Source organism: Enterococcus sp. LJL51 (assembly GCF_049894025.1).
Taxonomy (GTDB): Bacteria; Bacillota; Bacilli; order Lactobacillales; family Enterococcaceae; genus Enterococcus_L.
Window position 1 is genome coordinate 1 of record NZ_JBNEQE010000026.1, and the last position, 26,522, is coordinate 26,522.

Annotated in this window: 31 protein-coding genes and 2 pseudogenes; 31 read left to right on the forward strand and 2 right to left on the reverse strand. The window is 35.8% G+C overall.

Annotated elements, in window-relative coordinates:
• Positions 1–361 (reverse strand): hypothetical protein (locus ACPWSO_RS16910; RefSeq protein WP_426084748.1); only part of this gene is annotated, 361 nt, incomplete at its 3' end.
• Between the two features lie 861 nt (positions 362–1,222).
• Between ACPWSO_RS16910 and ACPWSO_RS16915 the strand changes: the two genes are divergently transcribed.
• The 24 genes and pseudogenes from ACPWSO_RS16915 (at position 1,223) to ACPWSO_RS17030 (ending at position 21,730) form a co-directional block, all read left to right on the forward strand.
• On the forward strand, positions 1,223–2,038 hold the full coding sequence (locus ACPWSO_RS16915; RefSeq protein ID WP_426084749.1) for a helix-turn-helix domain-containing protein: 816 nt from the start codon (positions 1,223–1,225) through the stop codon (positions 2,036–2,038).
• A 124-nt stretch (positions 2,039–2,162) separates the two neighbouring features.
• Positions 2,163–3,500 (forward strand): carbohydrate ABC transporter substrate-binding protein, encoded by a 1,338-nt coding sequence (locus ACPWSO_RS16920; RefSeq protein WP_426084750.1) that lies wholly within the window; start codon positions 2,163–2,165, stop codon positions 3,498–3,500.
• A gap of 114 nt (positions 3,501–3,614) precedes the next feature.
• A complete protein-coding gene (locus ACPWSO_RS16925) occupies positions 3,615–4,505 on the forward strand; it encodes a carbohydrate ABC transporter permease (RefSeq protein ID WP_426084751.1) in 891 nt (296 codons plus the stop codon).
• 11 nt (positions 4,506–4,516) lie between these two features.
• Positions 4,517–5,389: a carbohydrate ABC transporter permease gene (locus ACPWSO_RS16930; RefSeq protein ID WP_426084752.1), complete on the forward strand. Its 873-nt coding sequence runs from the start codon at positions 4,517–4,519 to the stop codon at positions 5,387–5,389.
• 11 nt (positions 5,390–5,400) lie between these two features.
• Entirely contained in the window at positions 5,401–7,560 is a 2,160-nt protein-coding gene (gnpA, locus tag ACPWSO_RS16935; protein ID WP_426084753.1) for a 1,3-beta-galactosyl-N-acetylhexosamine phosphorylase, read from the forward strand.
• A complete protein-coding gene (locus ACPWSO_RS16940; protein WP_426084754.1) occupies positions 7,553–7,720 on the forward strand; it encodes a DUF6903 family protein in 168 nt (55 codons plus the stop codon). The genes gnpA and ACPWSO_RS16940 overlap by 8 nt, the downstream gene beginning before the upstream one ends.
• Before the next feature lie 13 nt (positions 7,721–7,733).
• On the forward strand, positions 7,734–8,642 hold the full coding sequence (locus tag ACPWSO_RS16945; RefSeq protein WP_426084755.1) for an ROK family protein: 909 nt from the start codon (positions 7,734–7,736) through the stop codon (positions 8,640–8,642).
• A gap of 464 nt (positions 8,643–9,106) precedes the next feature.
• A complete protein-coding gene (gene mazE, locus ACPWSO_RS16950; RefSeq protein ID WP_426084756.1) occupies positions 9,107–9,340 on the forward strand; it encodes a type II toxin-antitoxin system PemI/MazE family antitoxin in 234 nt (77 codons plus the stop codon).
• Positions 9,333–9,679 (forward strand): annotated as a pseudogene (locus ACPWSO_RS16955) (type II toxin-antitoxin system PemK/MazF family toxin). The gene mazE and the pseudogene ACPWSO_RS16955 overlap by 8 nt, the downstream one beginning before the upstream one ends.
• Before the next feature lie 345 nt (positions 9,680–10,024).
• A complete protein-coding gene (locus ACPWSO_RS16960) occupies positions 10,025–10,675 on the forward strand; it encodes an acyl-CoA thioester hydrolase/BAAT C-terminal domain-containing protein (protein WP_426084757.1) in 651 nt (216 codons plus the stop codon).
• A 199-nt stretch (positions 10,676–10,874) separates the two neighbouring features.
• Complete coding sequence (locus ACPWSO_RS16965; protein WP_426084758.1) at positions 10,875–11,120, forward strand: hypothetical protein; 246 nt, start codon at positions 10,875–10,877, stop codon at positions 11,118–11,120.
• Positions 11,121–11,134: 14 nt separating this feature from the next.
• Complete coding sequence (locus ACPWSO_RS16970; RefSeq protein WP_426084759.1) at positions 11,135–11,404, forward strand: hypothetical protein; 270 nt, start codon at positions 11,135–11,137, stop codon at positions 11,402–11,404.
• A gap of 65 nt (positions 11,405–11,469) precedes the next feature.
• Positions 11,470–11,907: a hypothetical protein gene (locus tag ACPWSO_RS16975; protein WP_426084760.1), complete on the forward strand. Its 438-nt coding sequence runs from the start codon at positions 11,470–11,472 to the stop codon at positions 11,905–11,907.
• Between the two features lie 111 nt (positions 11,908–12,018).
• Positions 12,019–12,543, forward strand: coding sequence for a hypothetical protein (locus ACPWSO_RS16980; protein WP_426084761.1), 525 nt, complete (start codon positions 12,019–12,021; stop codon positions 12,541–12,543).
• Between the two features lie 223 nt (positions 12,544–12,766).
• A complete protein-coding gene (locus ACPWSO_RS16985; RefSeq protein WP_426084762.1) occupies positions 12,767–13,240 on the forward strand; it encodes a helix-turn-helix domain-containing protein in 474 nt (157 codons plus the stop codon).
• A 1-nt stretch (position 13,241) separates the two neighbouring features.
• Entirely contained in the window at positions 13,242–13,982 is a 741-nt protein-coding gene (locus ACPWSO_RS16990; protein ID WP_426084763.1) for an ABC transporter ATP-binding protein, read from the forward strand.
• Positions 13,975–14,616 (forward strand): ABC-2 transporter permease, encoded by a 642-nt coding sequence (locus ACPWSO_RS16995; protein ID WP_426084764.1) that lies wholly within the window; start codon positions 13,975–13,977, stop codon positions 14,614–14,616. Before ACPWSO_RS16990 ends, ACPWSO_RS16995 begins: the two co-directional genes overlap by 8 nt.
• A gap of 398 nt (positions 14,617–15,014) precedes the next feature.
• Positions 15,015–15,374: a hypothetical protein gene (locus ACPWSO_RS17000; protein WP_426084765.1), complete on the forward strand. Its 360-nt coding sequence runs from the start codon at positions 15,015–15,017 to the stop codon at positions 15,372–15,374.
• A 237-nt stretch (positions 15,375–15,611) separates the two neighbouring features.
• Positions 15,612–15,926, forward strand: coding sequence for a hypothetical protein (locus tag ACPWSO_RS17005; RefSeq protein ID WP_426084766.1), 315 nt, complete (start codon positions 15,612–15,614; stop codon positions 15,924–15,926).
• Positions 15,927–16,394: 468 nt separating this feature from the next.
• Positions 16,395–17,255 carry a hypothetical protein gene (locus ACPWSO_RS17010; protein ID WP_426084767.1) on the forward strand — a complete coding sequence of 287 codons (861 nt, stop codon included), beginning with the start codon at positions 16,395–16,397 and terminating at the stop codon, positions 17,253–17,255.
• 1,367 nt (positions 17,256–18,622) lie between these two features.
• Positions 18,623–19,009: a hypothetical protein gene (locus tag ACPWSO_RS17015; protein WP_426084768.1), complete on the forward strand. Its 387-nt coding sequence runs from the start codon at positions 18,623–18,625 to the stop codon at positions 19,007–19,009.
• A gap of 874 nt (positions 19,010–19,883) precedes the next feature.
• Entirely contained in the window at positions 19,884–20,483 is a 600-nt protein-coding gene (locus ACPWSO_RS17020; protein ID WP_426084769.1) for a recombinase family protein, read from the forward strand.
• A 263-nt stretch (positions 20,484–20,746) separates the two neighbouring features.
• Positions 20,747–20,965, forward strand: a complete 219-nt coding sequence (locus ACPWSO_RS17025; RefSeq protein WP_426084770.1) for a hypothetical protein — start codon at positions 20,747–20,749, stop codon at positions 20,963–20,965.
• 186 nt (positions 20,966–21,151) lie between these two features.
• Positions 21,152–21,730, forward strand: a complete 579-nt coding sequence (locus ACPWSO_RS17030) for a histidine phosphatase family protein (protein ID WP_426084771.1) — start codon at positions 21,152–21,154, stop codon at positions 21,728–21,730.
• A gap of 87 nt (positions 21,731–21,817) precedes the next feature.
• On the opposite strand, the gene ACPWSO_RS17035 is transcribed toward ACPWSO_RS17030, so the two are convergent.
• Positions 21,818–22,006 (reverse strand): hypothetical protein, encoded by a 189-nt coding sequence (locus ACPWSO_RS17035; RefSeq protein WP_426084772.1) that lies wholly within the window; start codon positions 22,004–22,006, stop codon positions 21,818–21,820.
• 228 nt (positions 22,007–22,234) lie between these two features.
• Between ACPWSO_RS17035 and ACPWSO_RS17040 the strand changes: the two genes are divergently transcribed.
• From ACPWSO_RS17040 to ACPWSO_RS17070, 7 genes and pseudogenes are all read left to right on the forward strand, one after another.
• Complete coding sequence (locus tag ACPWSO_RS17040; RefSeq protein ID WP_426084773.1) at positions 22,235–22,969, forward strand: hypothetical protein; 735 nt, start codon at positions 22,235–22,237, stop codon at positions 22,967–22,969.
• 176 nt (positions 22,970–23,145) lie between these two features.
• Positions 23,146–23,442 (forward strand): hypothetical protein, encoded by a 297-nt coding sequence (locus tag ACPWSO_RS17045; protein ID WP_426084774.1) that lies wholly within the window; start codon positions 23,146–23,148, stop codon positions 23,440–23,442.
• Positions 23,443–23,556: 114 nt separating this feature from the next.
• Entirely contained in the window at positions 23,557–24,003 is a 447-nt protein-coding gene (locus tag ACPWSO_RS17050; protein WP_426084775.1) for a hypothetical protein, read from the forward strand.
• A gap of 27 nt (positions 24,004–24,030) precedes the next feature.
• Entirely contained in the window at positions 24,031–24,936 is a 906-nt protein-coding gene (locus ACPWSO_RS17055) for a hypothetical protein (protein ID WP_426084776.1), read from the forward strand.
• Between the two features lie 184 nt (positions 24,937–25,120).
• Positions 25,121–25,630, forward strand: a complete 510-nt coding sequence (locus ACPWSO_RS17060; RefSeq protein ID WP_426084777.1) for a hypothetical protein — start codon at positions 25,121–25,123, stop codon at positions 25,628–25,630.
• A 321-nt stretch (positions 25,631–25,951) separates the two neighbouring features.
• Positions 25,952–26,131: pseudogene (locus ACPWSO_RS17065) on the forward strand (hypothetical protein); the annotation flags it as partial.
• Between the two features lie 95 nt (positions 26,132–26,226).
• On the forward strand, positions 26,227–26,514 hold the full coding sequence (locus ACPWSO_RS17070) for an SOS response-associated peptidase family protein (RefSeq protein ID WP_426084778.1): 288 nt from the start codon (positions 26,227–26,229) through the stop codon (positions 26,512–26,514).
• Positions 26,515–26,522 lie beyond the last annotated feature (8 nt).

A 26,522-nucleotide genomic window follows, 5' to 3' on the forward strand; every position in this document is an offset into this window, starting at 1 on the left:
CCTGATCTGGAAAGTAGCCTTTGGCACTGGTACTGTAGCCCATCAAATCCATGTTGCTGATTCCTTCTACGACCTGATCCATCGCTGAGGCAAAGGGATAATCCACTCCTCCTGACAATTGATCCGGAATGTGCCGCATCGCCAAATTTAACAGGACAAATCTATTGGCTAGCTCTTCATAGCTTTCTTCTGGGGTATCTATTTGAATGGCACGGTCGGCATCATAGGCGGCGCAGGCCTGTTCAGCCTGTTCACTGAGACGGTCGGCTTCCTTCAGCATAGAAAAGAGATCCATGCTTTCGATAAAGCCCACACCCTCGCTCAACGCCTGCCAATCTGCTGCATTATACTTTATATCCAACCTTTTCCTCCTTTTTATTTTTAACCTCTTTGCTTTTTCTAACTGTTAATCGAACACCCTTCCTATTATATGGAATAGATGAGCCGACCCAACTCTGTCTCGAAAATATAATAACACTTTTTTTGATATCTTTTTATTTATTTAGATAATTAATTATAACAAATGGTTCGTTGTGTGGAGTATCAATTTTTAATAAATCATAAAAAAATAATACTTTATATTTTTAATCCTTTATTAAAAAAAATAAAAAGTAGACTTTAAAAAAATTCTGAAATGAGGATAGGACAGAAGTGTTTTGCTTAGAGAAGCAGGTAGGTACTGATAAACATCCGAGCGTCCTTTGCGGTGTACCACAACAATAAGGTGGACGAATCAAAAATTGCCAAGTAATACTGTGAGAGAACCGAGTAGCTGCTAATTGAACCCTATCTGGAGCAGCGCCTATTTTTAGTGTCGCTTGACTTATTTCTGAGAACGCCAATTCTAGTGCGTTAGCACGTAGATATTGATGCTATCGTAGCGTAGAGAAGTCCTTCAATTCTTAGGGGATTGTCTACTTAGAGATTGATGAGATTGGAACGAAGTGGAGTGCGTTTGCTGTCGCTAAGATCAAATGTTTTTCAAGCCGAAACATTCGATTCCTACAAGCGTGTCTATGGTTCTCACTGCGTTGCGATTCTCGAAGTATGTCAAGACTGGAACACCGTTTGTTCGGCGATAGAGCCTTGGATATCTTTTATTACTATCTTAGCGAGTATCCACTGAAGGAGAGCATCAAAAGATAACCAATAATTGAATAATTCACTTGAAAGAGCTTTCAATTACCGATATGATTCAGATGTATGAATGGAGGCGGAATTAATGACTGAAGATATTGATAACCTGTTAAAAAAGAGTGAACTGATTTATATACGACAATCCAAATATTCTGAGGAAGAGTGGCATTCTTCTATCCATTCCCATTACTTTACAGAGATACTGATAGTTCTAAGCGGAAAGGGCAATTTTATCGTCGAAAATGAAAAGTATCCAATAAAGGATCGGGATATCATCATCGTCAATCCTTATGTTCAGCATACCGAAACCTCATCTGGAGAATATCCTTTGTGGTATGTAGTAATTGGGATTAATAATATTAAATTTGAAAAGAAATCATCAGGAGATAAACAGCATTTCATTTTCCATGATCACATGGGAGATTTACTGCCATTTTTGAAGCTTGCTATTGCTGAAATGAATCAGAAAGGCTGGGGCTATGAAGCAGCACTAAAGCGGTTGGCAGAAACGATAGTCATCAAAATCTATCGGGATCAGAAATTTACGCTGGTACCGGTGGAAAACAAAAGCGTCAGTAAAGACAGTGTGCTAATCAAGGAGTTTATCGACCTGCATTTTAAAGAACAGCTTTCACTGGAGGATATTGCAGCAACGATTCATTTAGATAAATACTATATTATTCATACCTTCAAACAAAATTATCACACGACACCGATGAACTATCTGATGAAAAAAAGAATTGAAAACACTAGGGAGTTGTTGGAGAGTACGGATTATCAAATTGCAGATATTGCATCAATCACAGGGTTTACTTCACAGTCTTACTTTAATCAGGCTTTCAAAAAAGAGATGGGTGTTTCACCGATGAAGTACCGGAAAATGCATCGAGGTATCCAATGATTGTTTTCAATATATTTATTGTAAGGGTTTTCTTCAATAATTATAAAAAAACCAGCAATTGTTCAAAAATAAAGCGCTTTCCAACCTGTTATACTGAAACCATCAAATATAGGAGGAGTCAATCATGAAAAAATTTTTAGGTCTGACCTCTGTTTTAGCTTTAGCTGCATTAACACTTAGTGCATGTGGTGGCGGTAAAACCTCGGATACAGGTGCTTCAGATAGCGGGGATGGAAAAGAAGTCATCAAAGTAGCAGCTTTAGAATCTGCCTACGGTGCAGACATGTGGGATAAAATCAAAGAAGCATATGAAGCCCAAAATCCTGATGTAACAGTTGAATTGACGATTGACAAGAAGCTGGAGGATGTCATTAGTCCGAATATGAAAGCCGGCAATTACCCGGATGTGATTTTACTGGCAACTGGCCGTGAAGCGGGTCTTACAGAAACCTTTATCAAGGATAAGAATCTAGAAGATTTGACTGATGTTTTATCAATGACTGTTCCTGGTGAAGAGAAGAAGGTTTCTGACAAACTGATTTCCGGTTTTACAGATACACTGGCAACTAATCCGTACAATGATGGAAAAACATATTTGGCACCGATGTTCTATTCACCTACTGGACTGTTTTATAATGCAGCCTTGCTAGAAGAAAAAGGCTGGGAAGTACCACAGACCTGGGATGAGATGTGGGCATTAGGAGATAAAGCGAAAAAAGAAGATATTTCACTTTTCACTTATCCAACAACAGGCTATATGGATTCCTTCATGTACAGTCTGTTATCAGCTACTGGCGGGCCAGAATTCTTTAACGAAGCAATGAGCTATGAAAAGGGTGCCTGGAACTCAAAAGAAGCAACAGAAGCGTTTGAAATCGTTGGAAAACTGGCGGAATACACTGCACCAACCACTGTTGCAAATGCCAATGATCAAGACTTTACTAAGAATCAACAGATGATTTTAGATGATAAAACAATCTTCATGCCAAATGGAACGTGGGTTCCAGAAGAAATGAAGGATGCGCCACGAGCTGACGGCTTCACATGGGGCATGACTGCGTTGCCAGCCGAAAGCACAGGCGGCGACCGCTATTCTTATACTTTCTTTGAACAGGTTTGGATGCCGTCTGGTGCAGAGCATAAGGATGCAGGAAAAGAATTTATTGCATACTTGTATTCTGATGAAGCGGCAGATATCTTTATGGAAGTCGGCGCAATCCAGCCAATTCAAGGGATGTCCGATAAATTAACTGGAGACAATAAGCTGTTTTACAGTATCTATGATGACGGTGCAAAAGCTGTTATGGGCGGCTTTGCCAATGCAGCGAGCGTTGAAGGCGTAAGTATTCGCGATACCTTGTTTGAAACAATCAACAGTGTGGTTTCCGGCGATAAAACAGTGAAGGAATGGCAGGATAGCGTTGTTGAAGCTTCTGATAAATTAAGAGAGGCCTCTGAATAGATTGTCTTAAGGCTGAGGTACATTGCTGCCTTGGCCTTTCCTAGTCATAAAAATAGTTTATAAAAATTTGTAATAACTAAAATTTAAAAATATATAAAAAAGGAGGAGGTCCAGATGAACAGAAAAAAGCAGCAGCGGATTTTTATTACGCTTTGTCTGATTCCGGCAGTTTTGCTGATTCTGATTTTCATGGTCTATCCGACAGTCAATGTCTTCTTCATGTCGATGTTTAAATGGGGCGGTTATTCTCCTGAAAAAACATTTGTCGGTTTGGATAATTTTAAGATTCTAATTAAGGATATGGCTTTCTTCCGGTCCTTTCAAAATACAATTTTGCTGATTGTCCTCGTTACTATTATTACGTTATTATTGGCGCTGATATTTGCTTCCATACTGACACGGGAGAAGTTCAAAGGAGTGAATCTTTTCCGGGTAATTTTCTATATCCCTAATATTTTATCAATAGTCGTTATTGCGGCAATCTTTTCCGCTATTTATGACCCCAGCAGCGGCTTGCTGAACAATCTTTTCGGGGCGCTGAAATTGGAAAATCTTCAGCAGATGTGGCTTGGCGATCAGAAAATTGTCATTTACAGCATCGCTTTTGCACTGATTTGGCAAGCGATTGGGTATTACATGGTGATGTACATGGCTTCGATGGCTTCTATTCCTGAAAGTCTGTATGAAGCTTCTGCTCTAGAAGGAGCAGGCGCACTCCGGCAATTCTTCGATATTACGCTGCCGCTAACCTGGAATACGATTCGGACAACGTTGACCTTCTTTGTCATCAGTACCATCAATTTGAGTTTTCTGTTAGTAAAAGCAATGACTAACGGCGGACCGGACGGCTCAACAGAAGTATTCCTGAGCTACATGTATAAACAAGCATATACCAATTCTTCCTATGGCTATGGGATGGCAATTGGGGTAGTTGTGTTTACCTTCTCATTTATTTTATCGGCAGTACTAAACAAAGTAACCAAACGTGAAGTTTACGAATTCTAGGAGGAATGGATATGAAAGCAAAGAACGGCAATCGAGTCTATAAAATCTTTGTCTATGTTGCGCTGATTACTTTAGCTGTATCCATTCTAGTTCCAATCGCTTGGGTATTTTTCGCTTCAATCAAAGAAAATTCTGAATTTTATGGTAATCCGTGGTCAATGCCGAAGGGCTTCTATATTGAGAACTTCATAGGTGCTTTTGAAAAAGCCAATATGGGTTCCTATATGTTGAATTCAGTTATTGTAACATTAACTGCGTTAGTCATTTTAATTGTTGTAGCGCTGCCGGCAGCCTATGTGCTGGCCCGCTTTAAATTCAAAGGCAGAGGATTTTTGAATACGTTGTTTATGATGGGGCTGTTTATCAACTCTAATTATATTGTGGTTCCTATTTTCCTGATGCTGCTGGACGGCGACAATGCGCTGCGCCAAACTATCGGCAGTGCTTTTCTCATCGATAATCTCTTTGTTTTGGCAGTAGTCTATGCAGCGACTGCTTTGCCATTTACAATTTACCTGCTGTCGAATTATTTCCGAACGCTTTCCACAGCTTATGAGGAAGCAGCCTATATCGATGGCGCCGGCTTTTTCAAGACATTACTGGTTGTTATGGCACCGCTGGCAAAGCCAAGTATTATCACAGTGATTCTATTCAATTTCCTGAGCTTTTGGAATGAGTACATCATTGCACTGACTCTGTTGCCAGGTGAAAATAAAACCCTTTCTGTAGGACTAATTAATTTAATGGCTGGGCAAAAGGCGGCTGCTAATTATGGTCAGCTCTATGCAGGGTTAGTGATTGTTATGCTGCCGACACTGATTCTCTACATTCTTGTGCAAAAGCAATTGACACAAGGAATGACCGTTGGCGGAAATAAGGAATAGGGGGATTTAGAATGACAAATAAGGGACGAGTGACAATTCCCAGTGAAGGAAATTACTTAGAAGAAACGAAACGTCTGATGAAGCTCTGGGGAGCAGATGCCATTCGGGATAGCGACGGGACCAAGCTGGATGAAGGACTCAAACAATTGAAAGCAAAAATCTACACTACCTATTTTGTTGCCCGGGGGCATAATGAGTTCATTCAGGAGCATTTAGAAGAAGTCCAGCAGCTGTATCTCCTTAGTGAGCGTGTGACGGCAACAGATGCAACAGTAACGATTCCTTTTCTCAATGGATTTTTTGAAGAACAAATCAAGCCCAATTATGATGACGACCCAAAGCATTTCTGGGAGGTTCGTGACCGGACAACAGGAGAAGTCGTTCCAGCAGCTGACTGGCACTATGAAGCCGCAGCTAATCAAGTAATCGTACAAAATATCACTGCATTTCATGAATATACGGTGTCTTTTCTAGCGTACATGATTTGGGATCCAACACAGATGTATAATCATATAACAAATGACTGGGGCGATAAGCCTCATGATATTCCCTTTGATGTACGTAAGGATTTTTCAAAAGGATATATGGCAGAGTTTCTGAAAAATTGGCTGGCGGAAAATCCAGATACAGATGTGGTTCGTTTTACAACCTTCTTTTATCACTTCACCTTGTTTTTCAATCAGCTGGGCAAAGAGAAATTTGTTGACTGGTTTGGTTATGGCGGCACCGTATCAGTTGATGCTCTACAGGAGTTTGAAAAGGCGAAAGGGTATGCCTTGACGCCAGAGGATTTTGTGGACGAAGGCTATTATAATTCTACCTTTAGGACACCGAGCCAAGCGTATCTGGACTATATTGATTTTATTCAGAAGTTTGTCGCAGAGGAAGCAAAAGCGCTGGTAGATCTCACTCATGAGAGCGGCAAAGAAGCGATGATGTTTCTTGGTGATAACTGGATTGGCACAGAGCCTTACGGTAAGTATTTTAAGGATATCGGTATAGATGCGGTTGTGGGCAGTGTAGGGAATGGTACGACATTGCGGTTAATATCTGAAATTCCTCATGTGAAGTATACAGAAGGCAGATTTTTGCCTTACTTCTTTCCAGATGTTTTCAAGGAAGGCAATGATCCCACTGCAGAGGCTAGAGAGAATTGGCTGACTGCCCGCCGCGCTATCTTAAGAAAGCCGGTTGATCGAATTGGCTACGGCGGCTATTTGAGTCTGGCTAACCAGTTCCCGGATTTTGTCGAGTATATTGCAGAAGTAGCGGATGAATTTAGAGATTTATATGAAAAAATCAAAGATGTTGCACCTTATACGGGTCTAAAGATAGGGATTGTCAATGCCTGGGGGAAACTGCGTTCATGGCAGACTCATATGGTCGCTCACGCTTTATGGTATCAGCAAATCTATAGCTATAACGGTATTCTTGAAGCCTTATCTGGTCAGAAAGTTGCAGTAGAGTTCTTTACCTTTGATGAAATCAAAGCGGGAATACCTGAGGATATTGATGTTTTAATCAACGCAGGTGATGGCTATACAGCATACTCAGGCGGAGCAGCATGGGAAGACCCTGAGCTGATTCAGACGATTTTCTCATGGGTCAATCAGGGCGGCGGTTTCATTGGTGTAGGAGAGCCTAGTGCTTTTCAAAAGAATGGACGTTACTTCCAACTGGCTTCTCTGCTGGGTGTGGAAAAAGAACAAGGTTTCTCTTTATCAACAGATAAATATTTTCATGAAGAGCAGCCAGAGCATTTCATCACGAAGCATTGCCAAAGCTTTGATTTCGGTGAAGGGCAGAAAAATATTTTTTCACTTCATACTGAAACGGAGATTCTTAACATTCAGGAAGGATCAGTTCAACTGGCAGCGAATCAGTTTGGAAGAGGACGAAGTGTGTACATCAGTGGTCTACCATATTCTCCGGAGAACAGTGATTTACTGCTGCGGGCATTATTTTATGCAGCAGGTCAAGAAGACCGTTTAAATGAGTGGTATAGCGAAAACCCAAATGTTGAAGTCCATGCCTATCCTGGTATTCAAAAATATGTAGTAGTTAATAATCATAATCAGGCGGAGACGGCGCTGGTTTATTTAATAGGCGGGAAGCATGAAGTGTTTGAACTGAAACCAGGGGAAATTATTTGGAGGGATTATGATGGATAAACGATTGATCTCTGGATTAAAAGCAGGTGTCTTTTTCCTTTGTCTGATTCTGGTTTTTCTAGGTCAGAAGCATATTGGTTATTCTGGGCTGCTGGCTATGCTGGCGGGCTTAATAGGACTTCTTGTGTTGCTATGGGACTATAATAGAAAGTATCAGTAGCGGAGGAAATAATATGAAAAAGGCAATAGGTATTGATATTGGCGGTACAAAAATTGCCGCAGGTCTGGTCTTTGAAGATGGACAGGTGACAAACGAGGTTCGAATTCCCAGCAATATAAACTCCAGAGAGGGAATGTATGAGCGGCTGTGCCAGGCTATTGACGAGCTGTTGGATAAAAGCGAATTGCATGAAGAAAAGATTTCTTTCGGTATTGGCGTACCAGGATTAGTCGATCGGAAAAACGGCATTGCGGTTTTTCAGAATAATTTACCATGGGAAAACTTTCCAATCGTCGCGCGGCTGCAAGAGCGCTACTCCAATTGTGAACATATTGCCTTGGACAATGATGTGTATCAGGCAGCTTATGCAGAGTGGGGCACATCAGGACTAGCAGCAGATGACTTGTTGGTTTTTCTAACAGTTAGTACAGGAATTTCCGCAGCAATTATTAACGGCGGAACCTTCTTACGGGGCAAAGGCTTTGCCGGAGAACTAGGACTGCTGCCTGTTCGGAATGGACAGCAGTCTTTAGGAAGACTGGAAAAGCTGGCTTCTGGTCCGGCGTTGGCAGAAGCTGCCAGAGAGGCCTATAATGACGGCACGCTGACTACAGAAGAAGTCTTTCAGCGCTATCATCGGAAAGACCCGAAGGCTGTGGAGCTGATTCAGCAATGGTCCGATTCTTTGACCCATGGTATTTATGCGTTAATCTGTATCCTTGATCCGCAGAAAATTGTCTTTGGCGGCAGTGTTTTACAACAGAATCCTGATATGCTGGATCTACTGAAGGTAAAGCTGGCGAAAGAACTCATTGAAGCACAGAAAACCAGTCTTGAAGGATTAGAAATGACGAAGTTTGAAAATAATGCCGGCGTCATTGGTGCCGGTTTGCGAGCCATTGCAGAAATGAATAAAGACTAAAAGGATGAAGCAGGTTATAGAACAGGAAGACTATAAACCAGCATATCATTAGTGAAAGATACTAAAGAAAAGCAGCAGACAACGATAAGCGAAAAAAGCATCGGACAAAAAAGTTCGATGTTTTTTTCGTATAGGGAAATACATAGTCAATGAATAAAGAAACAACCAGGAATAGTATGATCAATAATCTACATTTTGATAAAGTTTTCACGCTATAATATCGTAAATGTATTTTGATTTTGAGCGTAAGGCAATTCTTTATTTGTTGCTTTGCTCTCTTTTTCTGATTTTTTTAATGACTGTAATCAATCTTTTTGAAAAGTTGTATGTGTTATGGGCAATCCTTTGAAGTAAATGTTAAGTGTAATAGTTTATTGTAATTCTGTTATTAGTAATGTTAAATGGTATTTTTAAGAAAAATTATTGTAATTACGTGATAAAATATGATTGATGAGGGGGATCATATGGAAACAGTGAAAGCGAGAAAACAAGGGAATGCAATCATGGTTACTTTAGCGAGCAAATTAGCTGTAAAAGAGGGACAAGAATTTTACTATTATAAGGATGATGAAGGAATTATCTCTTTAATTCCCAAAGCAGAAGATTTTTTTCAAAATGCAGAAAAAGGTGATTTTGTAGATGACGAGGATAAGCTGGCTATGAATTTTGTTCCAAAAGTCAGCGAGCTAGATGATTAAGCAAGGTGATATTGTTATTATTAATTTTGATTCTTCTAAAGGTAGTGAAATTCAAAAAAGGCGACCAGCATTAGTTATGAGCCGTGATGAATACAACTTGTCTTCGAATCTAATCATTGTTTGTCTTATTACTTCAACCGAAAAAAACGTCCATATTTTATTCCCATACATAGTAAAATCTTACAAAAGGATAGTAAAGTTAATACTAAACAAGTATATTCGTTGGATTACACACTTAGTGGAAATCGTAATGCAGAAGTTATTGGTAAAATTGAGATGAAAGAATTCTTGAATATCGCACAATATTTTATGTTGAATTTTAATTTTCCATTTTTTTAACTTTTCTAAGTGATTGTGAACACTACAGAGAGTCTGGGACATAAACAAAATCCCAGACTTTTGACATCTCTAAAACCGAATAAACGGTATTCCAAAAGCAGCTTTCTCGGAAATAAGCTGAATAATCTCAAAAATATGAGAAGCTATTTTCGTATTATTCTTCTTATTTCTCGGAGCTGAACACTTTTGTCACAACCTCCTATACATAATTTCAAATGCTCAACTTAGGAGTGAATAAGCTATTGCAGCTATTTAGTAACAAAATTAATTTAGGTAGAAGCGAAGATACCAAGAATAGCTTTTCTTTTACGATGTTATGTTGGATACTTAAGATAAAAGAATCGCATGGAATTAGGTGAAGAAGCGAGCACACTTATTAATCAAACCTTTAAAAATCCAACTAAATTAATAGTTATCGGTGAGTCTAAGGGAGCAGAATTAGTCTTGCTTTTGGGTAGTGCATACAGTAATGAAATTGATAAAATTGTAGGTATCGTACCCAGTAATCATGTTTTTTGGGGTTTAGGTGAGATGAGTGTTGAGGTCTCGTCTTGGACTAAAAAAGAACAGCCTTTTTCATACATTTCTTTGATGAAGCTAAGAAAAGAATTTCATTTATCCACAATCATTCCGTTTGCAAAGTATCTCTTAGGGATGATTAGAAAAAAGCCAGTAACATTTCGAAAGCTTTATGAGCAAAGTGTTCATTTGAGTGATAATAAAGAAGAGGCTCGGATCAAAAGCGAAAATTTTGCTGGAGAACTGCTGCTGATTGCTGGCGGGCAGGATATGCTCTGGCATTCTGATCAAATGGCTAAGGAAATAAAAGAAAGCAGACAACCCCTGAAAACAGAATTAGTTATATATGAAGAGGCAGGGCACTCAATCGGAGGACCGCATCGTACGAGCAAACTGATACTAGGTGGAAATGAGGAAATCAGCCAACGTTGCTACCAAGATATGATGAAAAATATTGTTTCTTTTTGTTCTACTTAGAAATAGGGGGGATAGTTAATAATTAGGGAAGGTATTATCCTTCAAAAGAGTAAAAAACAAGCAGCTTGAGCAGGCACTTGCTAATGATGAAAGTTGGAACTAAAACTATTTTTTTCTGGAAAGAATAATAAAAAAAGAAACATGGAACGTTAAGTGTTTGTAGCGAAAAGGGGTTTTAGAAATGATTGAAAAAGATGAGATGACTGGATTGTGGACACCGCCAGCGAGCAATAGTGGGATACGACCGGCAAGCAACAAATGGGATGAAGCAGCCGAGCGAACTGCGACTGAAGAATTCAAGGTTGCCTATGGCGGAGGAATAGTTAATGTAAAAAAAGGTTCAACTTATTATGTGGATACAAAGGATAGAGTATTAGTAGGATGGCATGGAACATACGATCCGCCCCGTGATATGGGAGGATATTCGATTCTCAAAGTGGACTAAAAGGAGGGCGAAGCATGAAAAGAACCATTAGTAAGAAGGCTGTTGTGATACGTTTTGGCCTTTTAGGCTGGAAGCTATACACAAAAAATGAGATGAAATTCGCTGGTAATCCTGGCTATATATTTAGATTGTACGCATGTTCATTCCTTGTTTTTTTCTCTTTAATAGTAATGTTAGCATTATTAGTATCAGTAAAAGTCTGGCTGTTTTTAGAATTATTTTTACTATTACTTTCATGCTGGTATGGCTTGTGGGCATCAAAATTTTTTGCGAAGTACTTCTAGCAAGGGATGTTAGAAGCTTTCGATAAATAAAAGTTTTTAAAAAGGAGTAGAATGGCAGGTGTTTTATGTACTTAAATTCTAAAAAGAACAAGTTTTCACTCAATATTTTCTCTATCGCAGGTATCATATGTTTTGCCCTTGCGCTTGTATTTCTATGTACTAATTATATTTTTAAGAAAGAAAGCCTGCAAACTACTTTAGAAAATAATACATGGGAAATGAAAAAGACGTCGCCTATAGAGATTGTATATACAGTTACTTTTTCTAAAGAAGAGGTGAATCTCAGTGCTGCTAATTTAGGCTCTGCATTTTCAGGATATCAAAACTATCAGTATGTGATTAATGAAAATATTCTAACGATAGCTACTTACGAGGGAGAAGAGGTGTATTCAATAAAAGAAAACGAGAGCGGATTCGAATTTACAGCTAAGAATGAATTAGCAAAAACAAATAGAGGAAATCTACAATTAGTGAAGAAAAATAGATGGCAATTATTTCCTTAAAGGAAAACAGTCGGATTTTCCAAGAGAATTTTTGAAAAGGGCAACAGTAAAAAATTCATGGACTGAAAATCGTTTGGATACGCACAAAAAGACCAATAGGAGGTAATTATATTGAGTAAATCAGATATTAAAATTTTTCATATAAAGCAAGAAGCGTTTCATTTTCTTGGGATAGAAAATGAAATAGTTGGAGCTATTGAAGACGCTGATTTTGTTACTATTTGGAATAACTTTTTTGAAGCTGGAGGGTTTGACAAGATCAAACCCTATCAACAAAAAAATAATCAGCCAATGGTTATTTATCATAACAACAACTCCAGCAATCTTATTTACTTTATTGGCTCTATGATTGAAAGTGAAAGTGTAGATGAAATTCCCAAGGGATACAAGATGAACAAATTTCCAGAGTGCGAATTTCTGGTAGTAACAACGAAATGGCTGCGGACTGAAGAGGAGGCGCTTGGGGAGCGTGGACTTGGACAGTGTGGAAAGTATGAAAAGAATGTAGCTATACCTCAAGGATATATTCGTTATGATAGTGGGGATAGTCAATATGTATTGATAGAAAGAGAAAATTTCAACACCAAGGAAGGAAGCCGATATGAATTTTGGGTTCCGATAAAGAAGGTCACCTAGAAAAGCAGTTATTGATTGAGAGAGAAATCCTATGGAAATGAAAAGAGTGAGACAATGATCAGTTGTTTTCTGATTATTGTCTCACTTTTTTTAGAAGATTACACAAGTGCAGCTATTTCCGGATTATCCTTTGCAACTAAATAGAACAAAAAATGTTATTCGCAGTTGGTTGTAATCTTTACTACAGGCGGTAAAATTAAGATGTAAAGGAGGTATGAAAAGTATGAATAAGATTATAAATAAGAAAATCAATATAAAAAAGAATCTTGTGTATCTAAGAAAAGTTAGTCACATGACTATTGAAGAAGTGGCGGATAAAATCGGCGTATCACGGCAGGCTGTGGCAAAGTGGGAAAATGGTGAGTCAATTCCGGACGTTATCAACTGTGACGCATTGGCTGGTTTGTATGATGTAACAATCGATGACTTGCTTCATTTTGACGGAGAAAATCAAGAAGTCGGGATGGCACCCAAAGGGAAACATCTTTTTGGAACAGCGGTCTTGGGGGAACGAGGGCAGGTTGTTATTCCCAAACAAGCGAGAGATTTATTGAAATGGGAAGCTGGCGAGAGATTGGTAGTATTGGGTGATACAAGGCCAGCATCACAAGGAATTGCGTTGCTGCCGGCCGATTCCTTTATGCAGGCGGCGAAAGAAATTATGGATAACTTCTATCCTGAAAGGGGCGGTGAATAGCATGTTGCTAGAGGTTCATAATTTAACAAAAAAATACCCTAAATTCACATTAGAACGGATTTCTTTTTCACTACAAGAGGGAAAAATTATGGGGTTGATTGGGAAAAACGGCGCAGGGAAAAGTACGGCGTTGAAGGCCATGCTTAATATGGTTTCTCCTGATGAAGGAACCATCCGAATGTTTGATACTGACTTCAGAAAAGAAGAGGCAAGATGTAAACAAAAAATCGGTGTCGTTCTTGGAGGGATAGACTTTTATCAGTATAAAAAATTATCTGATATTACGTCGGTCACTCGCCGTTTTTACAAAGAGTGGGATGACCATGCCTACCAGAAATATATGGAAATGTTTGATTTGGATGCGGGCAAACGTGTTAATCAGCTTTCTGCAGGTATGAAAGTAAAATATTTGATTACCTTAGCATTATCCCACCATGCGGACCTGCTGATTTTTGATGAACCAACCAGTGGCTTGGATCCTGTCGCACGTGAGGACTTATTAGATTTGTTTAAATATCTGGTAAAGGATGGGAAAAGATCAATACTGTTCTCCACCCATATTACCTCAGACCTGGATAAATGTGCAGATGACATTACTTATATCAAAAATGGCAGAATATTATTAAGTGCGGCGAAAGAGACATTTATAAAATCATTTCAACAGCTCAAAAAGCCAAATGAACAGGAGCTGTCACTGGAAGAAATTATGATTCGTACTGAAAGGAGGAACTACAGTGACTAATCTGCTTTATAAGGAATTTCGTTTATGTGCGCATCCAACACTGTACGTGTTTATGTTATTAGGGTGTTTAATCATTATTCCTTCTTATCCGTACGGCATTGTATTTTTCTTTGGCTGCTTAGCATCATTCATTACATTTTATAATGCCCGTGAAAACCACGATGCCTTTTATACAGCACTGCTGCCAGTTAGAAAAAAAGATATTGTAAAATCAAAATGTGTGCTGGTCGTAATTGTAGAATTAGGACAGTTGCTTATTTCTTTACCATTTGCCTATCTTAGAACATTAATCCTGCCGGAGGGTAACCCGATTGGAATTGAAGCAAACGTCGCTTATTACGGGTTTGGATTGATTGTATATGCTGTATTCAATTTATTTTTCTTTACGGAGTTCTATAAAACAGCGTATAAGGTTGGGCGAGCCTTTATATATGGCATTATACCAGCAATGATTATTGTCGTTGTAATGGAATCTTTCACCTATGTTCCGGGGATGCAGTGGGTGGATAGTATGACACCGGCTCTAATGTTAAAGCAGGCTCCTATTCTAATTGCTGGAATCATAATATATAGTGTCTTTACATTTCTAGCTTATAAAATAGCGTCAAAACGCTTTGAACGCGTAGATTTATAAGGAGTAAAATAGAGTTTTGCTGAGTAATAAACGATTCAACTAAAAAAGGGATGTTGACGCATCTCTTTTTTTGCTGTATTAACGTACGGTTTTAAAGAGGAAATATCTAACTTAATCAATGTAGTATGTTTTAATGGGGTACCAAATCTTTATCTTTATATTATAATAAAATGATGAAGCTAAAGTAAAAAGCTAAAATGATTAGTACTAATGTTCAGGTAAACATTGAAGGGCTAGTCATAAAGCTGAGTGTCTAAACCAGAAGACAATTTCTCAAAATTGATCAGTGGTTGAAACCAATCAGAAGATTCGACAGTGTAATTCGAAACCCAAAAAGATTTTTAAACAGTTAAAGAAATATTATTTTCACAAATACTTTTTAGAAAAGAGGAGTAGTTATGGGGGATAGAGAAAAACAACAAAAATTTGCTCAAAATTCTACTATTAGAAATAGTGAGTTTGATCGCCAAAATACTAATTTATTAGGACGCTCTAATACGGATAATATGGGAAATGTATTACCAACGGATATAGAAAATAGAAAGAGCCCCCATCTAAAATTAATAATTATAAATTTTGTTGGTGTTGTGTTGGGGATAGAATTTTTTATTTATATAGTTCCGTTAGGCAGGTATTTTGTAAGCAAAGAGTTTTATTCAGGGGCATCATATTTATTTTTTTCTTTAATTGCTACTTTTGTTTTCATTTACTTAGCTATACTTTTAGGAAAGATAGCTTGCCGCATTAAATTAAAATAACAGTTTTATTCTTTGATAAGCTAGCGATAAATTGAAGGAAAAAATAAGTTGGGAATGATTTGATATTATAGGAGGAAAATGTACTTGCGAATGAATTTGAAATTCGTTTAATCCAGTGGGAAACTAAGTAATAATCAATGTGAAGCTATTGAACGTTGAGATAGATATTTTAAGTAGTTGGTAAGATGACTTCAGGGTTAAAGTTATTTAAAAACAGATAGAAAGAAGGCGGAGTAAATGAAGGAAAAGAAAAATCTTTTTATTGGAGTAGGCATTTCAGTGGTATTAGTAGGTGCATTAGTTCTTTTTATTATTTTTGGTACAGCAGGTGGAAAACGCTGGCAGAAGAATATGCAGTCGTCATTAAATGATGGATTAAATCGAGAGATATTGGTTTATAATGCAGACGGCTCAATTATTTATGAAGAAAAAGGGAAATTTGATATTAGTTATGGCGAAGGGCGGTTAGAGTATATTGATGCTGAAACGGGACTTAAAACCAATATCTACATCGGTTATAACGCTACTGTAATCGTCAACGAGCTGAAGTAGGTAAAGCATGTCGCTTGTACGCAAGCCACCTCAAAAAGAGACGCAATAGTGAGTACCGGCAGATAAGTATCAGAGTTTAATTATATGCTTATTTGGAATAGTTTTTTAATAACGAATAACAATGGTATGAATAAAATATTCTTTGGTTTTTTGTGACACTTAACGTTGAAAAATAATAAAATATTTTTGCCAGAAGAGTTTCTATGAAAAGACGTATGCGATTATAATCACACAGTATCCGAAGATATTAGGAAAAACAGTAGTAACTTTTGAAAGAATGAATATGGTTTTTACGCTTATCTGTTTTATGTAATTTTAAGGTATAGGAGATTTTTTGCTGTAAGTATAACTAGTTTAAAAGTTGGTTTTTTAGACAAAAATGGAAAAGATAATATTTATTTTTTATTAAAAAGTTATTGAATAGTGATTTAATTTTTGATAAAATAACATGGAAAGGGGTTTTTAAAAATGAAAAAAAAGAAAATAGTTACATTTGTTGTTGCTTCAGTAGTCGGATTGTCAATGGTACCTTTAGTTGCAAAAGCAGCTGGGGGACAAAATTTTGTTCAAGCACCATCAAAAGATGTACGGGATAATTTGTACTGGGAGATTTCCGACAATCTTTCTCAAACGGAACAATATAATCGTTTGAATGATTTTGAATATGTTTTTGATCAATATGGTGTTGTTCCAATGGAATATATGGATATGGTGACAGAGGTTGACTCGGATTGGGAAGAACCATACCTGAACGGTTTGGAATATGCTGAAAACTTGGAAATTTTGCAGGGAGAGTTTATTGAGGAGATACAAGAATTATCTCCAATAAAAAATTTGGTTAATTTGAAATCGATTTGGATAGAGTATGGTGATAACACAAATTTGAAAGACCTTAAAAATTTAGCAGCGTTAGAAAATCTTAGAATTTATAGTAACGGTTATTCAGACAGTGAGGCTGCCGGTGTAGATGCTAAACCAGATATGTTAGCACTATATGATATTTCTGAGTTATCCAACCTAACAAATTTGACTGAAATTGATGTAAGCACTAGTGGATTACTGCAAACTGTAACGCTGAAAAGGGGAACAACGAGTTACGAAATGTACAGTCCCATAATTAAATCGGAACAATTTGGAGATAAGAAAATTGAGTACAATGCACTTGAATCTAATAGTGATGACGAGTTGTTTACTGAACAAGATAGCTTGCTGAAATGGGAAAACATTTCTCCAGATGCAAAATATCTATCATTTTCTTGGGCTGTTAACAATGGAAGAACAGTTAATTTCCATGGAAATGCATGGATTCCTATTAACTGGATAGATTAATTGTTGCTAAATTGATAAAGTATTTTTTTAAGAATAAACAAAAAGGTATGAGAATAACTCATGCCTTTTTTTGTTTATTTATCTAGTGAATAGTCATGGCTTTGAAAGGGGACTGTTGAGCAAAACGAAGCTTATGAAGCTGAGGTGTAGATGAATTTTTTTAGGAAGCTGTTAAAAGTGAAAAAAGTATAAGAAAACAGGATATTCTCATTTTAGCAAGTGTAGGCATTGTAATAAGTACAACCCAGTTATTTAAAAATGGAATTAGGTACAGCACAGAAAAATAAGGAAGTATGGTAATGCAGAGACCAATGTGCATTTCAAAAAGGAGCAGGAGAGATAAAAAAAGGTGAAAATGCTAAAGCTTGTGACGGGTGTGAGAAAAGATGAGACAAAGGAGAAATTGATCAGGGGTACAAAAAAGGTAGACTTTTCAACGATAAGCGAAGTAGAATAAAATAAATAAATAGAAGAAGTATAGAAGCACATTCTCAAAAAAAGGATAGCAAAAAATGAAGGGGAAATGTTGACAATTTGATTATGTTGAAAAGATTACTATCAGCACTCGTTTATTTTACAAATGAATTTTGTATTTTTACTCAAAAAGAAATTTTAAAAAGGAGGCAAATGTAAAATGAAAAAATTTTTGGCACCAGTTTTACTCATTTCTGTTAGTAGGTTGTACTAGAGGAAACGTTACAATTTCGGAAGAATCTAGTACCAGCATTAAAGAATCAGAGTCATCAACAAGAACATCCAGTTCAGCTCAAAAAACAACTTTTAGTTCTACTTCTGAAATAAATGATGTATCGTCATCAATCAACAATCAAGTTACATTGATAAAGAGTCTACACCTGTACAACAGAGTGAAGAAAGTAATAACAATTTAGAAGAATATTATTACAATGTTATAAAAGATGCTCGGCAAAGACAAATCGACTATATAAATTCTATTGAAGATCCCCAAGTGAAACAGTCTGTTCAAACAAGTCTCGCAGCTGCAATATCAGAGTCTAACAGTTTACAGTTAGAACATCCAGATGATGCCGACGCTATAAATAAAGCACTTCAGAGAGTACTTAATGGAGCTCAGTAATAGTAGGACAATAATCAGAAGAAAATCTGATTGTTGTTCCATTTTTTTGATTTAGGAGTACATAAAAAGCACACAAATTTGTATGATTAAAGTACCTAAACCCAATCAAAAAAAGCGTGCTTTTATGTTTAAGGAAATTAGGGGAATAAATATGAGGGGAAAGGTTAGCTTGTAATGACTGCTTATTTAGAAGCTGGGAAACAGTACTCCATTTTTGTGAAAACATGTTATAAAGCATTTATCTAAAAAAAACAATGAGGGGCTGATAGGATTGATAGAAAAGAATAGATATAAGGCTGCTGATTTTATTTCTAAAGTGAGCTTACTGGATATGAAAGTAGATAACGAAATCACTATTTCTGAGAAACATGATATAGTGATTTATTTAGAGCCTATTCAACGTGTAAAGTTTAATGAGTTGATAAAATGGTTTGAAACAATATGCATGGCTGTTCCAGATTTGGATAATCAAGTACAAGAATATTTTGAAAACAAAGATTCGATTGATGGTTTTCCCTTTGATCTAGCAGTGATATATTTTGAAGGAAATACAATTACTATGGATTATTGGGGAAGAAATTGTAATACTCAGTTTGATATGAAATTTATTTTTGATGGTAAAAATTGGCAAAGGATAGAAGGAAACGCTGTTCATTAGTTGTCATATTCTCAAAAGAGTTAGTAAAGAAGAGTTTGAAAGGGAACATCAAAAAGCTACCCCAAAACTGGGATAGCTTGCATAAATTTATATATATTTGTAATTAGTTTAGTATGGATTTCCAGAGGAGTCAGTTTCTGTAACTACTCCTTGTGGAGATACACGATAAAACCCATAGCTTCAGGGAATAAAATCATTGCTCATATATGCAATAATCTTGGGGCTTGGGGTAAAGGTTTTGTACTAGCAATCTCAAAAAAATAGAAAGAGCCAGAAATTGCATATAGAAAATGGTATCGAGAAAAGGAACAGTTTGATTTAGGAGAGATACAAGTTATTTCAGTAACAAAGGATATCGAACTATTATAAAATATAAGAATGAACAGATCCTTGATGAATGCCATTCAAAGTAATAAAGTTCAAAAATCGCAGTAAATTTCTGTTTAACTTCTCAAATAAAAGACAATTTTTTTATGAATTTACATACTAAAATAAAGAATGCGGCTACAATTTAGATATTTTGTCTAGTTTTAGTATGAGCATATTGAACTGCTTCTTCTTTTGACGAAAAACTCTCTATTTTTGTATCATTGAAAATAACAACAAAGTCTTTGTTTCCTCTAACTACAGTATACATTTTATTGCTTTATATACAATATACATTACTCAGATGGATAAAGCAAAGTTTTACTGATTATCCTATTAAAAGTTATGTTAGTCTACCTGTAAGTATGTTTTAATTGCTACACTAATAATCTGCCAGTAGTGTAAATTATGGGTATACTTAAAATTTACTTTTACCCACATTGATAAATCAGTATTTTTAATGTAAAATTTAAGTGTAAATTAAATGGTTTTAAAATGAGGGATAAAAATGAGTAGAATTGGGTATATTCGAGTTTCTGCAAAAGATCAAAATGAAGCAAGGCAAAAAGAAACGTTTCAGAAATTGAATGTTGATAAAATTTTTATGGATAAGCTGAGTGGAAAAGATACTGAGCGGCCAGAATTTAATAAAATGCTGGAATACACACGTGAGGGAGATACTGTAATAGTAAAAGAAATTGCCAGGCTAGGGAGAAACAACAAAGAACTGACAGAGACCCTAGATTATCTAACAAACAAAGGTGTGACCGTAGATATTTTGAATTTACCTTCCTTCAATGATGTACAGGACGAAAATCTAAAGCGGCTTTTAACAAATCTGATTTTAGAGATATATAAATATCAAGCAGAAAATGAAAGAAAAGAAATACTGGAGAGGCAGCGGCAAGGAATTGAAATTGCTAAGAAGAAAGGTGTGTACAAGGGCAGACCGACAACATACACTCACGATGCAAAAGATCCGCAAAAGCGAATAACGTATTTTAAAATTCTTGAAATGCTAGAGGGTGGGAGTCCAATAAAAAGGATTTCAGAAGAAACGGGAGTGTCCCGTCCTACAATCTATAAAATAAGAAAGCAGCTAGAATAACACTCAAAACTTACAGCAAAATCTAAATATCATAAATTTACGTTTGTGAGAGAACGATTCTAAGCTCATTTCGAGCTTTTCTGATTAATAACTCTGGGTAAAAGTTCTCAGAAACGGACGTTTTTGAGAAAAGAAAAAAGTTCCCTCAAAACTGAGATAGCCAAAAAAAGTTTGTTGAAGAGAACGGGATTAATTTGAATTAATAGTAGAGTATAGAAGTATGATTGTCAATGCTACAAGTAAACTAGTCAGGAGGAATTTGAATGGATGTATCAGGATTCGATATTGAGATAACAAACGGGAGTAAGTATTATGATGTGTCAATTAAAGAAGAGATTTATAAACAACCGGTTATCTTTCATGAAGTCCTTGGTTTTCACGTGATTTACGACTTCGAATACGATGGCTGTTGGGTTGTTGTTCAAAAAATAGATGTAGAAAACAAGTTGTTATCTGTCTTTCTGCAAAAGAGTTCTTATTAGTAAACTGTATTCAAAATAAATGATTGTTCGGAACCATAGAGAAAATTCTCCGGCAGCAGTCATGAATCTACCAGGATATTTTTTCTAAAAGTGAATGAAAAAATTCCTGATGACGAAAATAGTTCGACTTCTAAAAAAAGTAATAACAGAAACATAAATTTTAAATGAAGGATAGGTGTAACGAGTATGAAAACACTATATTTAATGAGACATGGACAAACACTATTTAATTTACTTGGTAAAATCCAAGGAGCATGTGACTCGCCTTTAACTGAACAAGGAATAAATCAAGCTCAGATTGCTAGGAAATATTTTCTGGATAATGACGTAATGTTTGATTACGCGTACTCGTCGACACAGGAGAGGGCTGTTGATACTGCAGAAATAGTATGTGACTACAAAAGTGTTATACGTTTAAAAGGTATAAAAGAATGGAACTTCGGTTTATTCGAGAGTGAAAGTGAGAAATTGAATCCAAAAATAAGAGAAGGAGAAACCTCGTATGGAGACTTTTTTGTAGATTATGGTGGAGAATCTAGCGAACAAGTACAAAGCAGAATGAATGCTACTCTTATTGAGATTATGGAAAAAGAATATCATGATAATGTTCTATGTGTTAGTCATGGTGGGTCTATGTATCGATTTATTCAAAAATGGCTCTCTCAAGAGCAAATTAGAACTATAAAATTTACTAATTGTTGTATTTTAAAATTTGAATATTCAGAGGGTAAATTTACATTTAAAGAATCAATTAGCCAAGATTAGTAATTCTCAAAAAGGATAGTAGAGACAGCACCTAACAAAAATTATTAGGTGTCATACTCTACTACTTTAGTGTTTCAAAATAAAATTTTAAGCCAATCTTCCTATCACAATTGCCGAATACATATATCCAACACCTTTTTGAGCACGACTCATAGAGTGCTGAATTTCAACTTTAAGATTGGAAGACTGTAATTCGTCAATAGCGATTTTAAGCCGCTCTTGATACTCTTTTGCATTGCTAGCTTCAACCAATTTTGTTAGGCTAATCTTAGTCATGTAATCACCTCCCTTTTCAATTATAGCAAATAATAACAATCGTTTTATAATTTGTTTATACGATTTTGAGTAGTGAAATAAATTCTCAAAAAGGATTGTTAAAGGTGTGAAGGGAAGCAGTGCCTAAAATTCACGGTAAGGTTAACATTTTAAGAAATTAATTTTCCTATAGAATTTACAATAATTTAGAGTTATAATTAACTATCTTAATGTAAGGGAGTGTTTTTTTTGAAAAAGATATTGTTTAGTTTAGGATTTGTAGGGGTGTTAACATTGTTTATGGGAACACTACAAGTAAACGCAGAAGAAACTGCAACTATTTATGAAGATACTAATTTGTCAGGAAACTCAATTGATCTAAAAACAGGAATGTACGAAGAGGAATATGTAGATAAAAAAGATAAATTCAATTACCGTAAGATTATTAAGAATTATGATGGCAAGTCTGTTGGAAATGATACTATAAGTTCATTAAGTATACCTAAAGGATTTAGAGTAATCTTGACTGAAAATAATGATTTTAAAGGAAGAACACGGTCAATTGAAAATCGTTATGATGTTGAAAATCCAGTAGAAAGAAATTCCACACTTAATTATTCCACTATTGAGGCTAGTGAAATATTGAATTTATCCTCTTACCAATTTGACAATAAAACTTCTTCAATTATTGTTGAGGAAATGAAATATGATCCAATCTCTCCTGTTGTATATGAAGATAGTGAATTTCGTAAGCCTTCTAAGCCATTGGCTAGAGGTGATTACAAAAAAAGAGATTTACCATTTGGAAATGACAAAATATCAGGAATAAGAGTTCCAGAAGGATATAAAGTTCGGATGTGGGATGATGATAATTATAATGATAGAAATTACACCTATGTTGGTCCAACGACTATTCCATTTTTAGAAGGATTTAATGATAAAGTATCTTCCATGAAAATAAGATATGCATGGGAAAATATTTAGATATGACAGCAATTCAAAGATAGTAATTATTCGCATTACTGTATTTATCAGTTGGTATGTGAATGTAACTAGAGAATTTTATATACAAGTCATTTTTGCATGATATTAGTGAAGGAAGGCTGATCAGCCTTCTTTTTTTAACACTCTTTTATCTAAACAATCAATAGGAGGAAAAGATGTTTGAAAAAAATAATTCAGAATTGGATCGTGTAATTTTAAAGTTATGGACGCATAGTAATGTTTATGAAATAGAAAATCGTCAATATGATTTTTTTGTTTCTCGATTACTTTGTCCTCGGTGTGGAGAAACAAATCTGCCAGGGGAGAAAGTCTTAGCAGCTACATCAGTTTTGAGTCCCGATGATGGAGATATCTATATTTGTAATGAGTGTGCTTTGCCAGATAAAACGAGCAGAAGTGTAGAAGACTTCAGAGACTGGGCGATTGCTGATGAAAGGTTTACTATCAAGTAAGATGCACATGAAAAAGGAGAGAAGGAAATGTTTACAAAGATTTGGGTAATTATAAAAGATGAGGCATATCGATTAGTTGTGGATTAGTATTGTTTCATACTATTGATGTTTTACATGGGGATAGGTTACTCACTTTTCAAAGGAAATATCCTTCAGCATATACCTGGGATAAATGAGTTGTTTCAGTCGTTTGTAGAGAATGGGATGGCGTCTCTGTGGGGAATCGTTCTATTGGTTAATTCGGCAGCGGGAGGAGTAGGCATATTCCTAGTTCTATGGTGGATGTTGTTATCTCGGCGAACAAAATCCTTTAGACAAGAAGAAAATGTATTAAAAATGTTTACTTTCTGTTTGAGGTATTACTTCTATTCTGCTTGTCTCTATTTATTGACAATCATGGGTGTCATAGGAATAGAATCAAATGATTGGATCAGCTTGTTAGGGGAAGAATTAGGAGTATCACTGTTCGGAATTGTAACACTATTTATCTCTGGTATTTTTAGTCTTATTTATATTTTTTCTTCTCATAATATATCTTATGAAGATTTAGAGTTGTCATAATAAAAGCTGAAAAATTGAAATAGTCATGTGAAATGGATAGCTGCTCTAGGGATTCTTCCTAAAGATGCAGCTATCCATTTTACGTATACTCAAAAAGTTCAAAAAATCGTGGTACACCCTAAAAAGAAAGATATTCAGTCGATGTTTCTAAATGATATTTCCACAAAAGATAATTGTTGGGAGTTTTACGATTATGAAGAAAGTGACTGTTATCAAGTAGCAAAAATTCCTGAAGAAAATCATTTATTCTGTGCTTGCGGACGAGAGGTGAAGTATCAGTTCCTCTTAAGATCAAAAAAAACGAAGGAGATTATTGGTCTTAGTTTGAAGCACTTTTCAGAGCACACGAATATCCCCGAAAAAATAGCCAGAAACGTGCGTGAGGGTATTCAGAAAATTGATAGGCATTTGGATGATATCTTGTTAAAAGTGAGTCGTGGTGAAGGATTTCAACCGTTTATATCTGATGCTATTAGTTTATATAGTGAGCAGATAACTTTTCCTAATTTGCTAAAAGAAAGAATGAGTGAATTCCTCAAGGTTGACTTGCCTATGAGTACCAGGGATAGTCGTGAAGTGAATCAAATCATTGTTGAGTATAAAAGTATTCAAAGAGAAAAAGGATACAAAGAAGAACAAAATCATTATGAAGAGTGGTTGAAATCAAGAAAAAGACCTAGTAGCTTTCGCGATGATGAATTTTTAGGGGATATTATAAAGATAATTGATCTGTATTATGTAGAAAAAGATGTAATCATTGATATAAATCAAATAGCGATTTTGTTAAAGAGAAATTCTGGATATGTTCATGAACGCTTAATCGGGTATGTTGGACCGGCGATGGAATTAATTTCGAAAGAGATATGCCCTGGTCACTTGATTCAAGAATCTCATTTCACGTATAAGAAATTGAAATCAGAACCATTGGCATGATTTTGGAAATAACCAAATGAAAACATGAGAATTATGATCAATAACTAAAGTAACATATATAAAATTTTTGAAAAAGAAATCTAATAGATTGTTTTTTATTTTTATTTGTTTTTAACTATTTACATTTATATCAAAAGTGATATGATATAATTGTAAAAAAAAACATTTGGAAAGGAAGAAAAAAATGAAAAAATGGATATTTGGAGTAGCATTAGTAGTAAGTAGCTTATTTTTAGGAGCTGGCTATCAAGCAGAAGCACAGGTGACAGAAAATGGTGGAGCAAGTAGTATACAGCCACTTCTAAGCCCATTAGTTTATGAACAAACATTGAAGTCAGGGGATTCTGTTCAGCTGAATTTGGGGGCATTTTATGATGAAAACTTTTGTTCAAAATATACTTTGAAAGTGAAGGTAGATTCACCAAACAATCAAAGTATAATAGTTCGCAAAGAAGTAGGTTTTCGAAATCAACCTCAAACCGTTGAGACTAAATACTTTTACAGTAACGGATTTACATGGAATTTTTCTTTGGAAGAAAATGTAAACCCTGACCCTTGGTATATACATGGAACTACAAAATTGACAATCACTAATTATGAAGCAGCGCCGATTACAATAAAATATGGAGTTTCTTCTGGAATCCATGTCAAAGGCCAATGTGTAAACTATGGAGATATCGACTTTAGTTTATAATCATGAATGTGATTATAATGTGTCCATAATGAATAAAAGCACCTACTTAAATACTGAGTAGGTGTTTTTTGATATATATTTAAAGTCCAGTTTTGTAACTCATTTTCTGAAGAAGAAGCACCTACGAAAGACTACAAGATAGCGGTGGCTGAAGATGGTTTTAGTTTAGAGTAAAGGTAAAAAATCCTTTTTATACACTCTTTTATGTAAAACAATGTACTTTAAAGATGTAATCCCAATAAAGAAATAGCAAACTCCCTCTTTTACATTTAGCATACCTTCTTGATAGAATATAGGAAAGACTATCAAGGAGGTTTTTCTATGTGCGGAAGGTATTTTCTTGACGATGAAATTGAAGCAATCAAAGAGATTATTCGAGAAGTTGAACGAAAAAATATGAAGGCTGCCACAGGAGAAATTTATCTGTCAAACGTAGTACCATTGATTACAAGGGATCAATCTTCAGATGAAATTGACTATCAGTCAATGAAGTGGGGCTTCAAAGGCTTTAAGGGATCTCAACTGATAATTAAGGCTAGGTCAGAAACAGTAGCCGAAAAAAAGATGTTTTCAGCTGCATTCAAAAAGATCGGTGTGTGTTCCCAACAAGTGGATTTTACGAGTGGAACGGCCAGAAAGAAAAATTCCTATTTACTGAAGGTGGATCAGAGTTGTTGTATTTGGCTGGATCTTATAAAAAATTTGATGATGGTCAACGCAGCATTATCTTAACGACAGCTGCCAATGATTCTGTAGAGCAGATTCACAAGCGAATGCCAGTCATAATAGAAAAAAAGGCTATCGATGCCTGGTTGAGTGATGAAGAATTTGCTGAAGACTATCTGAAGAAAGAAATGCCAAAACTGATAAGTAAAGTTGTCTAAATGAAGGG

Bases quoted from the DNA above. Each gene is read 5' to 3' on its own strand.
- ACPWSO_RS17020 (WP_426084769.1), top strand. From the start codon at position 19,884: ATGAGTAGAATTGGGTATATTCGAGTTTCTGCAAAAGATCAAAATGAA.
- ACPWSO_RS16945 (WP_426084755.1), top strand. From the start codon at position 7,734: ATGAAAAAGGCAATAGGTATTGATATTGGCGGTACAAAAATTGCCGCA.
- ACPWSO_RS16990 (WP_426084763.1), top strand. From the start codon at position 13,242: ATGTTGCTAGAGGTTCATAATTTAACAAAAAAATACCCTAAATTCACA.
- gnpA (WP_426084753.1), top strand. From the start codon at position 5,401: ATGACAAATAAGGGACGAGTGACAATTCCCAGTGAAGGAAATTACTTA.
- ACPWSO_RS16930 (WP_426084752.1), top strand. From the start codon at position 4,517: ATGAAAGCAAAGAACGGCAATCGAGTCTATAAAATCTTTGTCTATGTT.
- ACPWSO_RS17030 (WP_426084771.1), top strand. From the start codon at position 21,152: ATGAAAACACTATATTTAATGAGACATGGACAAACACTATTTAATTTA.
- ACPWSO_RS16915 (WP_426084749.1), top strand. From the start codon at position 1,223: ATGACTGAAGATATTGATAACCTGTTAAAAAAGAGTGAACTGATTTAT.
- ACPWSO_RS17050 (WP_426084775.1), top strand. From the start codon at position 23,557: ATGGGGATAGGTTACTCACTTTTCAAAGGAAATATCCTTCAGCATATA.
- ACPWSO_RS16970 (WP_426084759.1), top strand. From the start codon at position 11,135: ATGAAAAGAACCATTAGTAAGAAGGCTGTTGTGATACGTTTTGGCCTT.
- ACPWSO_RS16920 (WP_426084750.1), top strand. From the start codon at position 2,163: ATGAAAAAATTTTTAGGTCTGACCTCTGTTTTAGCTTTAGCTGCATTA.
- ACPWSO_RS16925 (WP_426084751.1), top strand. From the start codon at position 3,615: ATGAACAGAAAAAAGCAGCAGCGGATTTTTATTACGCTTTGTCTGATT.
- ACPWSO_RS16965 (WP_426084758.1), top strand. From the start codon at position 10,875: ATGACTGGATTGTGGACACCGCCAGCGAGCAATAGTGGGATACGACCG.
- ACPWSO_RS16940 (WP_426084754.1), top strand. From the start codon at position 7,553: ATGGATAAACGATTGATCTCTGGATTAAAAGCAGGTGTCTTTTTCCTT.
- ACPWSO_RS17035 (WP_426084772.1), bottom strand. From the start codon at position 22,006: ATGACTAAGATTAGCCTAACAAAATTGGTTGAAGCTAGCAATGCAAAA.
- ACPWSO_RS16960 (WP_426084757.1), top strand. From the start codon at position 10,025: ATGGAATTAGGTGAAGAAGCGAGCACACTTATTAATCAAACCTTTAAA.
- ACPWSO_RS17010 (WP_426084767.1), top strand. From the start codon at position 16,395: ATGAAAAAAAAGAAAATAGTTACATTTGTTGTTGCTTCAGTAGTCGGA.
- ACPWSO_RS16985 (WP_426084762.1), top strand. From the start codon at position 12,767: ATGAATAAGATTATAAATAAGAAAATCAATATAAAAAAGAATCTTGTG.
- ACPWSO_RS17060 (WP_426084777.1), top strand. From the start codon at position 25,121: ATGAAAAAATGGATATTTGGAGTAGCATTAGTAGTAAGTAGCTTATTT.
- ACPWSO_RS17025 (WP_426084770.1), top strand. From the start codon at position 20,747: ATGGATGTATCAGGATTCGATATTGAGATAACAAACGGGAGTAAGTAT.
- ACPWSO_RS17045 (WP_426084774.1), top strand. From the start codon at position 23,146: ATGTTTGAAAAAAATAATTCAGAATTGGATCGTGTAATTTTAAAGTTA.
- ACPWSO_RS16975 (WP_426084760.1), top strand. From the start codon at position 11,470: ATGTACTTAAATTCTAAAAAGAACAAGTTTTCACTCAATATTTTCTCT.
- ACPWSO_RS17005 (WP_426084766.1), top strand. From the start codon at position 15,612: ATGAAGGAAAAGAAAAATCTTTTTATTGGAGTAGGCATTTCAGTGGTA.
- mazE (WP_426084756.1), top strand. From the start codon at position 9,107: ATGGAAACAGTGAAAGCGAGAAAACAAGGGAATGCAATCATGGTTACT.
- ACPWSO_RS17000 (WP_426084765.1), top strand. From the start codon at position 15,015: ATGGGGGATAGAGAAAAACAACAAAAATTTGCTCAAAATTCTACTATT.